The organism is Cryobacterium sp. TMS1-13-1, assembly GCF_004403125.1.
GTDB lineage: Bacteria > Actinomycetota > Actinomycetes > Actinomycetales > Microbacteriaceae > Cryobacterium > Cryobacterium levicorallinum.
The window spans coordinates 138,865-152,846 of record NZ_SOGX01000009.1; the positions used below are offsets into that span (position 1 = coordinate 138,865).

The following is a 13,982-nucleotide window of genomic DNA, read 5'->3' on the forward strand; positions in this document are numbered from 1 at the left end:
CTACACCAGGGAGTCTCGCCAGGCGGCGTGCATCGTCGCGAAGCGGCCGGTCCCCGAGATAAGGTCGTTCGGGGTGCCGTCTTCCACGATGCGGCCGTGTTCCATCACGAGTACCCGGTCGGCGATCGCGACCGTCGACAGCCGGTGCGCGATGATCACGGCCGTGCGATCGGCCAGAAGAGTCTGCAGCGCCTGCTGCACGAGCCGTTCGCTGGGAATGTCGAGCGACGACGTGGCCTCATCGAGGATGAGCACCGCCGGGTTCGCGAGAAAGGCCCGGGCAAACGAGATCAGCTGACGCTGCCCGGCTGACACCCGCCCGCCGCGCTTGTTCACGTCGGTGTCGTACCCGTTCGGCAGGTTCTCGATGAAGTCGTGGGCACCGACGGCTCGTGCTGCGGCGCGAATTTCTGTCGCCGAAGCATCCGGTTTGCCGATGGCGATATTCTCGGCGACCGAACCACTGAACAGGTAGGCCTCCTGGGTGACCATAACAATCGCCCGGCGCAGGTCCTTGGGGTGCAGGTCGCGCAGGTCGACGTCGTCGAGCCGCACCCGGCCATCCGTTGGATCGTAGAAGCGGCTCATCAACTTGGCGAGGGTGGATTTGCCGGCTCCGGTCGATCCGACCAGGGCGATGGTCTGCCCGGCCGGAATGTCGAGGTCGAAGTGCGGGAGAATCTCCCGATCGACCTGGTAAGCGAACTGCACATTGTCGAAGCGCACCCGCCCGCGAGCCTCCCAGAGGTCGACCGGGGCGACCGGATCGGGCACGCCCGGGCTCTCCTCGAGCACACCCGAGATCTTCTCGAGCGCCGCCGCGGCCGACTGATAGGAGTTGTAGAACATCGCCATCTCCTCCATCGGATCGAAGAACCGGCGGGTGTAGAGCAGCGTCGCGAGCAGCGCACCGATGGCCAGCTGGCCATCGGCCACCCGAAATCCGCCGACGAGCAGCACGACAGCGACCGTCACGTTACCGATCAGCACGAGCCCCGGATCAAACACTCCGAACAGCTGAATCACGCGCGCGTTGACCATGCGGTAGCTTTCGACGAGTTTGCCGAACACCGTTTCGTTGTGCTTTTCGGTGCGAAACGCCTTCACCGCGCGAATGCCGGTCATGGTCTCGACGAACGTCACGATCAGGCTCGCCGAGGCGACCCGGGACTGTCGAAACAGGCTCTGCGAGCGCACCTGGAACCAGCGGGTGAGAATCACCAGCGGCAGCAGCGCGCCGAGCAGCACGAGTCCGCTGGTGCCGTCGAGCAGCACCAGCGCGATCGCGGTGAACGACATATAGAGGATGCCCTGTACCAGCTGGTTGATGCCGGAGTCGAGCAGCTCCCGAATGGCGTCGAGGTCGCTGGTCTGGCGCGAGATGATGCGGCCCGAGGTGTACGACTCGTGAAACTCCAGGCTGAGCTTCTGGGTGTGCAGGAACACCCGCTTGCGCAGGTCGATCAGCACGGCCTGGCTCACCCGGGCGCTCAACACTGTGTACCAGGCGATGAGCAGCGCGCCGAGAACCCCGGCGACGAGATAGATGGCGCCGGTCGCGGCGAGCGGCATCCAGTCTTGCTTGAGCAATGCGGGCAAGCCGCGGTCGATGCCGAAGGCGATCAGCGCCGGGCCGGACACCTGCGCGGCGGTCGAGACGACCACGACCAAAATGGCGAGCACGACCTTGGCGCGCACCGGAAACAGCAACGAGCCAAGCAGCCGCAGCGAACGAGCCCGAATCTGCTTGCTTTCGGCCTTGGTGAAGTCGTGGCGTTCCTCGCCCTTGACGCCGCTGACACTCACAGCGATCCTCCCGCTCGGTTCGATTCTCTGCGTTCTTCGTCTTCGAGGCTGGAGATGACGAAGGTGTAGTGCGGGCTGGTGCGCAGCAGCTCCGAGTGCGTGCCGACCGCGGTGATACGGCCGTTCTCGAGCAGCGCCACCCGGTCGGCGAGCATGACCGTCGACGGACGGTGCGCCACGATGAGCGCCGTGGTGTCGACGAGTACCTCGCGCAGTGCGTTCTCCACGAGCGATTCGGTGTTCACATCGAGCGCCGACAGGGGGTCATCCAAAATCAGAACGGATGGCCGCGCCGCGACCGCGCGCGCCAGCGCCAGGCGCTGCCGTTGCCCGCCGGACAGGCTCATGCCCTCCTCGCCGACCAGGGTGTCCACGCCGAGCGGCAGGTCGTGCACGAAACCGGCCTGCGCGATCTGCAGGGCCTGCGCGAGCGCGGCATCCGCTTCGGGAGTGTTTTCGGACAGGTCGGCACGCCCGAGCAGAACGTTGTCCCGCACGGATGCCGAGAACAACGTCGCATCCTCGAATGCCATGGCCAGGTGGCTGCGCAACTCCTCGCGACTGAGTGCCCTCACGTCGACGCCGTCGAGCGTCACAGCGCCCGCGGTCACGTCGTACAGGCGGGTCGTGAGCGCGGTCAGGGTGCTCTTGCCGGAGCCGGTGAGCCCGACCAGCGCCATAGTCTCCCCCGGTTCGAGCACGAGGTCTATGCCGTCGAGCAGGTCGGGAAAGCGCTCCGGCGAATCCGGGTAGCGAAAGTGCACGTTCTCGAAGGCGAGTCGGCCGAGCGGCGCGGTCAGGGTGGACGGCTTGTCGGGGTCGGTGATCTCGTTCGGGGTATCGAGAATGTCAAAGAATCGGTCGGTTGCGGTGCGCGAGTCGAAGGTCATCGACAGCAGAAACCCGATCGACTCCACCGGAAACCGCAGCACGGTTGCGGTGGCGAAGAACGCCAGCAGTTCGCCGCCGCTGAGGTCGCCCTGGCTGGTGAGCCAGACGCCGGTCACGAGGCAGAGCGCGAACGCGACGTCGGGAACGAGCAGCAGCCAGAGCCAAATTCCGGCGATAGCGCGCGCTTTCTCGATCTCGGTTCCGCGCAGACTTTCGGCCTGCGAGGCGAAGTTCTTCAGCGCGAACGAGCCGCGCCCGAACGCTTTCAGGACGCGAATGCCGTGCACCGACTCCTCGACGGCGGTCGCGAGGTCGCCGGCCTGATCTTGGCTGCGGCGCGCGATCACCGAGTACTTCTCCTCGAAGACGTAGCCGTAGATCCAGATCGGAATGGAGCAGACGACGAAGATCACGCCGAGCAGCCAGTGCATCCAGAGCAGAATGGCGACGCCGACGACGATGGTGAGAAAGTTGACGACGAGCAGCACGAGTCCGAACGACACCCAGCGGCGAATGAGGTTGAGGTCGCTCACGGCCCGCGAGAGCAGCTGGCCGCTCGGCCAGCGGTCGTGAAAACTCACCGGCAGGTCCTGCAGCCGGGCATAGAGGTGGTTGCGCATGCGCGCCTCGATGTGGGTGCCGGGGGTCAGCACGAACCAGCGGCGCAGGGCGATCATGATCGCCTCGAGCACACCGAGACCGAGCACAATCCAGACCGCTGTCCAAATTTGTGAGGAGCTGCCGCCGCTCCCCACCTGGCTCAGTGGACCGTCGACGAGCCCGGCCAGCACCTGGGGAATGGCGAGGGCCACGAGCCCGGCCAGCAGTGCCGAGACCATACCGAGGTAGATGCGCGGCAGGGCCGGCTTGGCGTAGGGGTAGAGCCGTTGCAGGCTGCGGAACGTGTTGGCCCGGCCTGCTGGGACGTCTGCTTCGGACGGCGGTACGAGTGGAACGGTGGTGGTCATGGTCCAGTCCTGATGATGATGCGGCTGCGCCCCGCGCCCCCGAATTTCAGAGTGCGCGGTGCAGCGAATGACTGTGGTCGCCAGACCAAACAGTACCGGCGACAGGAAAATTGCAAACGACGACACTTATCGGCGCTACGAACGCGTCAGCGGGGTGCCCAGCGGCGGTGATGAGTGGATGCTGACGGGACAAGATCGATGCAGGCGTCGGCACCAGGCCGAGCGCGACGAGAAGGTGGCTAGTCGACGAGGGACGCAGTTGCGGCGGGGACCGGGGCACCGGCGCCAAAGTGAGCGCCGTCGTTCGCAACCAGTGCGAGCGTGATCGGTGCTGTCTTTGTCATGTCTGCCTCCTGGGCGCCTGAAAGTTATGTGTGTCTCATGCCCCCCGGATCAGGCAGCCTTCCAGAATATGGGAACCCGGGGGCGGAAGGCAAGGATTTTCTGGTGCGGCAGCATCCGCTTGCCGCGCGTCGCCCACTCGGCAATTCACAGGTGGGTGTCCCGTAGTCTGGGTGCAACGTCTATCGCGGGCATGCCAATTTCTGTGCCATCGCGAGTCCCGGAAGGATTCTTCATGCTGCCCACCCTGTTCGGAATCGATTTTCTCGACTCTGAGTGGCTGATCCATTCGTTTGGATCGTTCGTGCTTCTGGGCGTTGCCGTGGTTGTGTTCGTCGAGACCGGCTTCATCGTACTGTCGTTCCTGCCGGGTGATTCGCTGCTGTTCACGGTGGGGTTACTCACCGCGACCGGGGTGGTGCCGCTGCCGATCTGGGTGACCTGTCTGGTCGTGTTCGTGGCAGCGTTCGCCGGCGATCAGCTCGCCTATGTCATCGGCCGAAAAGCGGGGCCAGCGGTCTTTTCGCGGGAGAAGAACCGATTCTTCAACCCGAAGAACGTCGAGCGCACCAACGCCTTCTTCGCCAAGCACGGCGGCAAGTCGATCATTCTGGCCCGGTTTCTGCCCATATTTCGGGCCTTCGTGCCGGTCGCTGCCGGCGTCGGCAAGATGCGCTACCGCAGCTTCGTGACCTACAACGCGATCGGTGCCTTCGCCTGGGGCGTCGGCCTCACCCTGGTCGGTTACTTCCTCGGCCAGTTCGCATTCGTCGCCAAGTACTCCGAGTTCTTCATCATCGGCATCATTCTGCTCTCCGGCATTCCTATTCTCACGGAGCTGGCCAAGGCTGCCCGCACGACGCTCAAGGAGCGCCGGGCTGCCGCGCGGGTGCTACCGACCATCCCGGCCGACCTGCGCGAGTAGTCGCCGGCGGCGCCGGCCGCAGGCCCGTTCGTGGCCGGAAACCGCGCCGCGCCCGTGGCCGCGCCCGATATCGGCAGCCGCTACGGTAACCGGCGTAGCGGCCACCCGTTTCGGGCGCAGTCCTGAAAACACCCAGGGACTGACGAGGCTACCGGGCGGCGTGCAGGCGTGCAGCGGCGAGCATCTCGGCGGCCGCGAGCGTCGTGATCTCGCTCGCGCGGGCATCCGTGAAGATCTGCGTCAGCACGGTGCCGATAGCAGCGACGCGGGCCGTGATCTGGCCGAGGTCGGCGTTCGGCTCGCTCGCCATGGCGAGGTAGACGACTCCCCCGGCGTTGACGACGAAATCCGGTGCCCAGAGGATGCCCCGCGCGTCCAGCTGGGCCGCTCCGGCAGGCACCGCGAGCTGATTGTTGGCGGCGCCGCACACACCCAGCACGTTCAACTCCGCGATAACGCCGGACGTCAGCACGCCGCCGAGGCCGCACGGCACGAACAGGTCGGCGTGCACGCGGTGGGCGTCAGCGACCGACACCCAGCTCGCGCCGAGCTCTTCGGCCAGGGCGTGCTTGTCGGGGTTGATATCCGTGACGGTGAGCGTGGCGCCGGCCGCGGCGAGGGCCCGGGCCAGGCGTCCGCCAACCTGGCCGAGTCCGGAGATGACGAGGTGGCGGCCACGTACCTCCCGGCTGCCGAAGAGCGCCTCCAGGGTGGATTCGATGCTCGCGTAGACGCCGGCCGCCGTTGCATCGGCCGGTTCGCCGACGCCGCCGCTCGCGGCGGGCAGCCCGCAGACATGGTTCGTGCGTTCGGCGACGATCGCCATGAGTTCGGCGCTCGTGCCGACGTCTTCGGCGGTCATGTACGCGCCGTTCAGGCTCTCGATCGCGTCGCCGAGATCGAGCATCGCCAGGCGCTTCTCGGCATCGGTCAGCACGGTGCCGAGCGGCAAGTAGATGACCGATTTGCCGCCGCCGAGATTGAGGCCCGCGGCCGCGTTCTTGAGGGTCATGGCGGCAGAAAGGCGCAGAGCGTCGGCTACGGCGTCGGTCCAGGTGGCGTACTGCCACAGGCGCGCACCGCCGAGGGCCTGGCCGAGCCGGGTGGAATGAACGGCAACCGTGATCAGGAGTCCTGAGCGTTCTCCCGTCGTGATCAGCACTTTCTCGTGGGAAAGTGGAATCTGCGCGAGGGAATCGAGGGCGGCGGCTGGGTGCGTGAGGGTCATGGAAACTCCGTTGTGTCGGGCCTTGTGAGCCGAGTGCGGTGGCGCCGTTATGTGGCACCGCCTCGAACAGGATAACTGGCACGCGCTGCGGGGGGAACACCTGCGCGGCCCGGGTACGCAAAAAGCACCCTGACTGCGAGATTCAGGGTGCTCTGCGCGCGATCTAGTGGAAGAAGTGGCGCTCTCCGGTGAAGTACATCGAGACGCCGGCCGCGGTGGCTGCAGCGATGACTTCGGGGTCGCGCACCGATCCGCCGGGCTGCACGACGGCCTTGATTCCGGCGGCGAGCAGAACTTCAAGGCCGTCAGCGAAGGGGAAGAATGCGTCAGAGGCGGCGACCGATCCTTCGGCCCGCTCGCCGGCGCGGCTCACGGCGAGGTGGCAGGAGTCGACCCGATTGACCTGGCCCATTCCCACCCCGACGGATGCCCCGGCATGCGCGAGCAGAATGGCGTTCGACTTCACGGAACGGCAGGACTTCCACGCGAATTCCAGGTCGGCGCGAGTAGCGGCATCCACTTCGGGGCCGGCCACGAGGGTCCAGCCGGCCGAGCTGAATTCTTCAAAGCTGTCGGTCTGCTGCACGAGCAGCCCGCCCGAAATCTGGTGCAGTTCGAGCGAGGAACGCTCGTAGTCGGCCGGCAGCTCGAGCAGGCGAATGTTCTTCTTCTGGGTGAGCAGCTCGACCGCAGCCGGCTCGAATCCCGGGGCGACGAGCACCTCGGTGAAGATTCCGTTGACCGTTTCAGCCATGGCGATCGTGACGACGCGGTTCGCAGCGATCACGCCGCCGAACGCGGAGATCGGGTCGCAGGCGTGCGCACGCAGGTGGGCTGAAGCGATCCCGTCCGGCGCGTTGGGCTTGGCGATGGCGATTCCGCACGGGTTGGCGTGCTTGACGATCGCGACGGCCGGCTCGCTGAAGTCGAAGGCGGCCCGCACCGCGGAATCCGCATCGACGTAATTGTTGTACGACATTTCCTTGCCGTGCAGCTGTCGGGCCTGGGCGATGCCGCGGCCACCCTCGCCGACGTAGAGCGCGGCGGCCTGGTGCGAGTTCTCGCCGTAGCGCAGAATTGCTTCGCGGGTGACCTCGATGCCGAGCCCCTCGGGGAACGGCGCCTCCTCCTCGTCCTCGTCGTCGTCGGCCGCCGCCGCAAACTCGACGTCCTCATCGAGCGCCTCGACGTCGTCCTGCCACTGGTCGTACACGTTTTCGGTGAACCAGGCCGACACGCTCAGGTCGTAATCGGCGGTGTGCTCAAAGGCGAGCGAGGCGAGCTTCTGGCGCAGCTTGAGGGTCGAACCGCCAGCAGCGACGGCCTCGATGATCTCACCGTAGCTGGCCGGGTCGACGACGATCGCCACGTTGGCGTGGTTTTTAGCGGATGCTCGCACGAGCGCCGGTCCGCCGATGTCGATCTGCTCGATCACATCGGCCGGTTCGGCACCGCTCAGGGCGGTTTCCACGAACGGATACAGGTTGACGACGACGAGCTGGAAGGCCTTGATGCCGAGCTCGGCCAGCTGCGCTTCATGGGTTTCGAGGCGCAGGTCGGCGAGGATGCCGGCGTGCACGCCCGGGTGCAGGGTCTTGACCCGGCCGTCGAGTGATTCCGGAAACCCGGTGACGGCCGACACGTCGGTGACGTCGTAGCCGGCGGCGCGGATCGTGGCCGCGGTGGATCCGGTGGAAACGATTTCGACGCCATCCGCTTTGAGGGCGGCGGCCAGGTCGAGCAGGCCGGTCTTGTCGCTCACGGAGATGAGTGCGCGCTCGATGGTGATCTGGTCCCGGTTACGGTATGTGCTGGGCGCGTTGGTGTGTCCACTCATGCTTTGGAGTTCTCCTTGAGGTTCATATGTCCGTTTGCGATGTCGAGCACGGCCTGGATGAGTAGGCGTCGTTCGACGATCTTGATGCGATTCTGCAGGGAAGTTTCGGTGTCGCCGGGCTCGATATCGACGCGTTCCTGGACGAGAATGGGGCCCTCGTCGACGCCGTTATCAACGACGATGATGCTCGCGCCGGTCTGCACGGCGCCGGCGGCGAGGGCGTCACGCACGGCGTGGGCGCCCGGAAATTCGGGCAGATAGGCCGGATGCGTGTTGATCAGGTTCGGCGACAGCGCGGCGACGACGCGCGGCGGCAGCAGTCGCATCATGCCGCTGAGTATGACCAGGTCGGGCTGCCACTGCTGAATCTGGGCGAGCAGTTCGTCGCCCCAGGCCGCCCGGTCTGTAAACGACGAGAAGGGAACGGAGAAGGCCGGGATTCCGAATTCGATCCCCAGCTCCAGCCCGTCGGCGTCGCGGTCGGCGCCGATCGCGATGACTCGCGCCGGAAATTCGGCGTCTTCGGACACCTCGAGCAGGGCTCGCAGGTTGGATCCTCCGCCGGAGATCAGCACGACAATAGACAGCACCGTTTGAGCTTACCGTTTGACCGGGAGCCCCGACGGGACTCGCACCCGGCCGGCAAGCATGCCGAGGGCCGCAGCGACACCGATTTCGGCTGCGGCGAGCGCGCCGACCAGCAGCGGATTCGGGCCGACCTCGACGAGGCGGCCGGGGCCCATCGCGCCGGCCGACCACCAGGCGAGCAGCCCGAGCAGCGCTCCGGCGACCACGCCCATGCCGAGGCCGGTGAGAATGTGTTCGATCGCGCTTCGTTCGGCCACACGTCGCTCGGGCACATCGGGGAGATCCAGCCGTTGCCGGGTCACGACGGCGAATGCGAAGCCGATCAACACCGGAACGAGCAGCCCGATAAATCCGTAGGCCGGCGTGCCCTGCGGCAGCGCGCCGAAGATGGGCAGGCCGGGCAAGGTGCCCACCACGGTGCCGATCGGCGAGACACTGGTGCCGACTCCCATCGCGATTCCCGGGCCGATGAACCAGGCTGCGGCCCAGATGACGAGGTTGGGAATGAGCGCGAGCTGCGCGAGGGTGATCGTGGCGCCGCCGAATACCCCGGCCTGCACCGCCTCGTACAGCCCGATGATGGTCGCATAGTTGAGAGCGATAAGCACGGCCACGGTCGCGGCCGACACGATCAGCACCCCCGCGGCGGCAGCGGTTCCGCCGCGCAGGGACCCGGCGATCACGATGCGGGTGGTTTGCGGCAGCTTTCGATACCACGAGCGGATGCGCCGGCTCACCGGATCCAGACGCTCCGCCACTTCCACGGTCTGGCGCCGCCCCAGTTCCGCCCCGACCACAACGCCGACCGCATAGATGAGCGTCGGTAGCAGAAGCCCCTGCAGTTGGTTGGGCGTGACCGTCTCCGAGACGGCGGACAGGGTCACCAGCGCGGCGAGGACGGCGTAGGTGCCCACGGCGACACCGACGCCGGTCCAGCGGTGCGGGGTTTCGGCGGCGCGACGGCCGGTGTGCATGCCCATGAGCACGGAGAGCATGGCGAAGCCGAGCGGCACGACGGTGACCAGAAAAGGGGTGTCGGCACCCGCCAGGCCGAGCGCGGCCGTCATGTCCGGGCCGAGCTGCACCATGAGGTCGACACCGTTGCCGAGCAGCCAGATATCGGCCGCGGCCCGCCAGAACACGAACCATTCGACGGACAGGCCGAAGTGGGCGGCCCAGAGTACGGTGAGCGGCACCATGGCGATGCCGATGCCGATGGCGACAACAAGTAATGCCTCAAGAGCGGCGAGCAGGGCGGTCGTTATGCGGTTCATCCGTTGTGAGCCTATATCGCCCCGGTGACAATGCCTGCCAGCACGCGCCCACGCCCAGTCACCGTGCGCACCTGGTCCGTGCAGAACTGCGGAGATTCCCAGCCCCGGTCTGGCACACGCGGGAACTCCCGCGTCGTTTCGGGGCAGGCACCGGGCATCCGCTCAAAATCTTCGCAGTTATGCGCGCCCACCGGCAAAAAAAAGGGGCCCGCCGGTCACCCGGCGAGCCCCTCAAACGTTCTACTTACAGTGCGGCAAGTGCCTCGCGCAGCAGGGTCGCAGCCTCGCTCGGCGTCTTGCCGACCTTGACTCCGGCGGCCTCGAGGGCCTCCTTCTTGCCCTGGGCGGTTCCGGCTCCGTCGGAGACGATGGCGCCGGCGTGGCCCATGGTCTTTCCCTCGGGGGCGGTGAAACCGGCCACGTAGCCGATGACCGGCTTCGTGACGTGCGCCTTGATGTACTCGGCGGCCTTTTCTTCAGCGTCGCCGCCGATTTCGCCGATCATGACGATGGCGAGCGTCTCCGGGTCGTTCTCGAAGGCCTCGAGGGCATCGATGTGCGTGGTGCCGATGATGGGGTCGCCACCGATACCGATCGCGGTGGAGAAGCCGAGGTCGCGCAGTTCGTACATCATCTGGTAGGTCAGGGTGCCCGACTTGGAGACGAGTCCGACCGGGCCCTTGACGGTGATGTTGGCCGGGGTGATGCCGACGAGTGCTTCACCGGGCGTGATGATGCCGGGGCAGTTCGGGCCGATAATGCGGGTCTTGTTGCCCTTTTTGATGGCGTAGGCCCAGAACTCGGCCGAGTCCTGCACCGGGACACCCTCGGTGATGATGACGAGCAGCGGAATCTCGGCGTCGATCGCTTCGATAACGGCGTCCTTGGTGAACACCGGCGGTACGAAGATGATCGACACGTCGGCGCCGGTCTTCTCGACGGCTTCCTTGACCGTGCCGAAGACGGGGAGTTCGACGTTGCCGTGCACGACAACGCTGCCGGCCTTGCGGGCGTTGACGCCACCGACGACCTGGGTACCGGCTTTGAGCATGAGGGCGGTGTGCTTGGTGCCCTCACCTCCGGTGATGCCCTGAACGATGACCTTGGAGTCCTTGTTGAGGAAGATTGACATTGTTGTCCCTTACTTCGCTGCGTGGGCGAGTTCGGCGGCCTTGGCGGCGCCCTCGTCCATGGTGGCGGCCAGTGTTACGAGCGGGTGGTTCGCCTCGGCAAGGATACGACGACCCTCCTCGACGTTGTTGCCATCGAGGCGCACCACGAGCGGCTTGTTGGCGGCGCTTCCGAGCTCGGCGAGCGCGCCCACGATACCCTTGGCGACAGCGTCACAGGCGGTGATGCCGCCGAAGACATTGACGAACACGCTCTTGACCTGCGGGTCACCGAGAATGACGTCGAGGCCGGCAGCCATGACCTCAGCGGATGCTCCGCCCCCGATGTCGAGGAAGTTGGCCGGCTTGACACTGCCGAAGTTCTCGCCGGCGTAGGCGACAACGTCGAGGGTTGACATGACGAGTCCAGCGCCGTTGCCGATGATACCGACTTCACCGTCGAGCTTGACGTAGTTGAGGCCGGCGGCCTTTGCCTTGGCTTCGAGCGGGTCAGCCGCGGCAGCGTCCTCGAGGAGGGCGTGCTTGGGGTGACGGAAATCGGCGTTCTCGTCGATCGTGACCTTGCCATCGAGGGCGATGATGTCGCCCTCTTCGGTGAGGACGAGTGGGTTGACCTCGACCAGGGTCGCGTCTTCACCCTTGAATACGTCGTAGAGCTTGACGAAGACCGGCGCGACCTTGTCGACGAGCTCGGCCGGGAACTTTGCGTCGATCGCGATCTGCTTCGCGACGGCGAGGTCGATGCCGACCGCGGGGTCGACGGCCGTGTAGGCGAGCGCTTCGGGCTTCTCGACGGCGAGAATTTCGATCTCAACGCCACCCTCGTAGCTGGCGAGCGACAGGTAGGAGCGGTTGGACCGGTCCAGCAGCACGGAGAAGTAGAACTCCTGCTTGATGCGGGCGCCTCCCGCCACCATGACGCGGTGCACGGTGTGGCCCTTGATGTCCAGGCCCAGGATGCCCTGGCCTGCGGCCTCGGCGTCATCCGGAGTCTTGGCTACCTTGACGCCGCCGGCCTTGCCGCGGCCGCCGACCTTGACCTGCGCTTTGACGACGACAACGCCGCCGAGCTTCTCGGCCGCTGCACGCACTTCGGCGGGGGTGTCGGCGATGATGCCCGGCAGAACCGGTACACCATATTCCTCAAAGAGGTCTCTCGCTTGGTATTCGTAAAGGTCCACGCTGCTCTTCCAATCCGCGTCGTGGCGATCACCTGCCGGTGCCGGTAGATCGCTACATGATGATGGGTAATTGAGATTGTTGGTGACAGCAGTCGTTGCCGCAAAATAGCTCGACATCAAGACATACCGACCATCTGAAACTCTATCGCGTGAATCAGGCGTCGGGTCGCACCCTGAATCCGCGTCCGCCCACGCCAACCGCCCGCGCAAGGCTAGCCACACCTTGCTGGACCAGGCCTCGACACCCTGCCTATCCTTACTCATGACCAATTTGTCTCACGTGGTGGAACCACACGCCGCCGGCCTCGCCTCACGGTTGAACTGGCTGCGCGCCGGAGTTCTCGGCGCGAATGACGGCATCGTCTCTGTCGCCGCCCTCGTCGTCGGTGTCGCCGCCGCGACTACGAACTCCCACGTCATCCTCATCGCCGGTGTCGCGAGCCTGCTCGCCGGGGCGATCTCGATGGCGCTCGGGGAGTACGTGTCGGTGAGCAGCCAGCGCGACTCCGAACGCGCCCTGATCGCGAAGGAAACCTGGGAACTTGAAAACGAGCCCGACGAGGAACTCGCCGAACTCGCCGGCTTCTACCAGGCCAAGGGCCTGTCGCCCCAGACTGCCCAGCAGGTCGCGGTCGAACTGACCGAGCATGATGCCCTCGCCGCGCACCTCGAGGTTGAACTGCACATCACCGAACAGGACGTCTCCAATCCCTGGCACGCAGCATACGCATCCGCTATCGCCTTCACCGTCGGCGCGGCGCTCCCCCTGCTCGCCGTACTGCTGCCCCCGGCCGAATGGCGCATCGCGGCCACCTTCGTCGCGGTGCTGATCGCCCTCGTTATCACCGGTTGGCTCAGCGCGCACCTCGGCAATAGCCCGAAGCCGCGCGCGATCGCCCGAATCGTCATCGGCGGCATCCTCGCCCTCGCGGTCACCTATGTCATCGGTGCACTGATCGGCGGCAACGTCTAGCGCACCTAGGCTGAAACCATGTCTCGACAATTCATCGTCACCGCGGGTGTGCTCGACGCCGCCCTCGTGCTGTTGTTCGCCGCGATCGGTCGACTGAGCCACGGCGAGACTCTGGCCGGCCTGGGCGTGACTGCCTGGCCGTTCCTCGGCGGTCTGATCATCGGCTGGCTGTTGCTCCGCGCCTGGCGCCACCCGCTCAGCGTGGTCTGGACCGGCCTCGGCATCTGGCTCGCGACGGTGGCCGGCGGCCTCCTGCTGCGCCTGGCCGACGGCCAGGGCGTTCAGCTCAGTTTCGCGATCGTCACGACCATCGTGCTCGGCGCCTTCCTGCTCGGCTGGCGCGCCATCGCCGCGCTGGTACGTCGCACTTCTCGCAAGCGGATGCCCGCCCCGGCCTGATACCCCAGCCGTCTCGTACCCCAGAGGTCTCGTCGGCTCCTTCACATGGCTGCGCGATAGGCGGCAGGGGCGGCCGGGAGTATTCTCGGAGCCAGGAGCCAGGAGCCAGGACCGACCGCGACGCTCCTGTTTCGCCTGCCGCAGGATGAGCTGGAGCATCCGCTTGACGTGATTGCCGGTGCCGATACGGACTGACGGTCAGTAGCTGTCGTCGTTGTCGAAGTCGATGTCGATGTCAGGGTACAGGTCGGGGGCAAGATCGAGGTCGATACTGCGGTCATCCGTATCCGGCCCCGCCAGATCCGGGTCGTCATTCTCCCGGTCCAGATCACGGTCCAGATCGTCGATTTGCCGGTTCTCGTCGCTCCAGAACTCATTGGCGTCGCCCATGAGCTGCCTCTCTTTGACGTGAGCGCGGATATTTCGCAAGTCACGGCACC

The 13,982-nt window shown here is 66.0% G+C and carries 12 protein-coding genes; 3 read left to right on the top strand and 9 right to left on the bottom strand.

Annotated features, from left to right (window positions below):
* Together E3T31_RS08845 and E3T31_RS08850 are read right to left on the bottom strand one after the other, a co-directional pair.
* Complete coding sequence (locus E3T31_RS08845; RefSeq protein ID WP_134468409.1) at nt 1–1,806, bottom strand: ABC transporter ATP-binding protein; 1,806 nt, start codon at nt 1,804–1,806, stop codon at nt 1–3.
* A complete protein-coding gene (locus E3T31_RS08850) occupies nt 1,803–3,665 on the bottom strand; it encodes an ABC transporter ATP-binding protein (RefSeq protein ID WP_134468410.1) in 1,863 nt (620 codons plus the stop codon). Before E3T31_RS08850 ends, E3T31_RS08845 begins: the two co-directional genes overlap by 4 nt.
* 577 nt (nt 3,666–4,242) lie before the next feature.
* Here E3T31_RS08850 and E3T31_RS08855 point away from each other — a divergent pair.
* Nucleotides 4,243–4,932, top strand: coding sequence for a DedA family protein (locus tag E3T31_RS08855; RefSeq protein WP_092449610.1), 690 nt, complete (start codon nt 4,243–4,245; stop codon nt 4,930–4,932).
* A 148-nt stretch (nt 4,933–5,080) separates the two neighbouring features.
* On the opposite strand, the gene E3T31_RS08860 is transcribed toward E3T31_RS08855, so the two are convergent.
* From E3T31_RS08860 to sucC, 6 genes are all read right to left on the bottom strand, one after another.
* A complete protein-coding gene (locus tag E3T31_RS08860; RefSeq protein WP_134468411.1) occupies nt 5,081–6,160 on the bottom strand; it encodes a Glu/Leu/Phe/Val dehydrogenase dimerization domain-containing protein in 1,080 nt (359 codons plus the stop codon).
* A gap of 163 nt (nt 6,161–6,323) precedes the next feature.
* Entirely contained in the window at nt 6,324–7,997 is a 1,674-nt protein-coding gene (gene purH, locus E3T31_RS08865) for a bifunctional phosphoribosylaminoimidazolecarboxamide formyltransferase/IMP cyclohydrolase (protein ID WP_134468412.1), read from the bottom strand.
* On the bottom strand, nt 7,994–8,587 hold the full coding sequence (gene purN / locus E3T31_RS08870) for a phosphoribosylglycinamide formyltransferase (protein WP_134468413.1): 594 nt from the start codon (nt 8,585–8,587) through the stop codon (nt 7,994–7,996). Before purN ends, purH begins: the two co-directional genes overlap by 4 nt.
* A 9-nt stretch (nt 8,588–8,596) precedes the next feature.
* The gene (locus tag E3T31_RS08875; protein WP_134468414.1) at nt 8,597–9,859 is read right to left on the bottom strand and encodes a DUF6350 family protein; all 1,263 of its coding nucleotides are present in this window, start codon (nt 9,857–9,859) and stop codon (nt 8,597–8,599) included.
* A gap of 244 nt (nt 9,860–10,103) precedes the next feature.
* Nucleotides 10,104–10,991 carry a succinate--CoA ligase subunit alpha gene (gene sucD / locus E3T31_RS08880; protein ID WP_134468415.1) on the bottom strand — a complete coding sequence of 296 codons (888 nt, stop codon included), beginning with the start codon at nt 10,989–10,991 and terminating at the stop codon, nt 10,104–10,106.
* Nucleotides 10,992–11,000: 9 nt separating this feature from the next.
* Nucleotides 11,001–12,170 (bottom strand): ADP-forming succinate--CoA ligase subunit beta, encoded by a 1,170-nt coding sequence (gene sucC / locus E3T31_RS08885; RefSeq protein ID WP_134468416.1) that lies wholly within the window; start codon nt 12,168–12,170, stop codon nt 11,001–11,003.
* 262 nt (nt 12,171–12,432) lie between these two features.
* On the opposite strand from sucC, the gene E3T31_RS08890 reads away from it, so the two are divergent.
* Together E3T31_RS08890 and E3T31_RS08895 are read left to right on the top strand one after the other, a co-directional pair.
* A complete protein-coding gene (locus tag E3T31_RS08890) occupies nt 12,433–13,143 on the top strand; it encodes a VIT family protein (RefSeq protein ID WP_134468417.1) in 711 nt (236 codons plus the stop codon).
* 18 nt (nt 13,144–13,161) lie between these two features.
* Complete coding sequence (locus E3T31_RS08895) at nt 13,162–13,542, top strand: DUF3054 domain-containing protein (RefSeq protein WP_134468418.1); 381 nt, start codon at nt 13,162–13,164, stop codon at nt 13,540–13,542.
* Between the two features lie 198 nt (nt 13,543–13,740).
* Here E3T31_RS08895 and E3T31_RS08900 read toward each other — a convergent pair whose 3' ends face one another.
* A complete protein-coding gene (locus E3T31_RS08900; RefSeq protein WP_134468419.1) occupies nt 13,741–13,932 on the bottom strand; it encodes a hypothetical protein in 192 nt (63 codons plus the stop codon).
* Nucleotides 13,933–13,982: the final 50 nt, after the last annotated feature.

Bases quoted from the DNA above. Each gene is read 5' to 3' on its own strand.
- E3T31_RS08850 (WP_134468410.1), bottom strand. From the start codon at position 3,665: ATGACCACCACCGTTCCACTCGTACCGCCGTCCGAAGCAGACGTCCCA.
- E3T31_RS08890 (WP_134468417.1), top strand. From the start codon at position 12,433: ATGACCAATTTGTCTCACGTGGTGGAACCACACGCCGCCGGCCTCGCC.
- E3T31_RS08900 (WP_134468419.1), bottom strand. From the start codon at position 13,932: ATGGGCGACGCCAATGAGTTCTGGAGCGACGAGAACCGGCAAATCGAC.
- E3T31_RS08895 (WP_134468418.1), top strand. From the start codon at position 13,162: ATGTCTCGACAATTCATCGTCACCGCGGGTGTGCTCGACGCCGCCCTC.
- E3T31_RS08855 (WP_092449610.1), top strand. From the start codon at position 4,243: ATGCTGCCCACCCTGTTCGGAATCGATTTTCTCGACTCTGAGTGGCTG.
- purH (WP_134468412.1), bottom strand. From the start codon at position 7,997: ATGAGTGGACACACCAACGCGCCCAGCACATACCGTAACCGGGACCAG.
- E3T31_RS08860 (WP_134468411.1), bottom strand. From the start codon at position 6,160: ATGACCCTCACGCACCCAGCCGCCGCCCTCGATTCCCTCGCGCAGATT.
- sucD (WP_134468415.1), bottom strand. From the start codon at position 10,991: ATGTCAATCTTCCTCAACAAGGACTCCAAGGTCATCGTTCAGGGCATC.
- E3T31_RS08875 (WP_134468414.1), bottom strand. From the start codon at position 9,859: ATGAACCGCATAACGACCGCCCTGCTCGCCGCTCTTGAGGCATTACTT.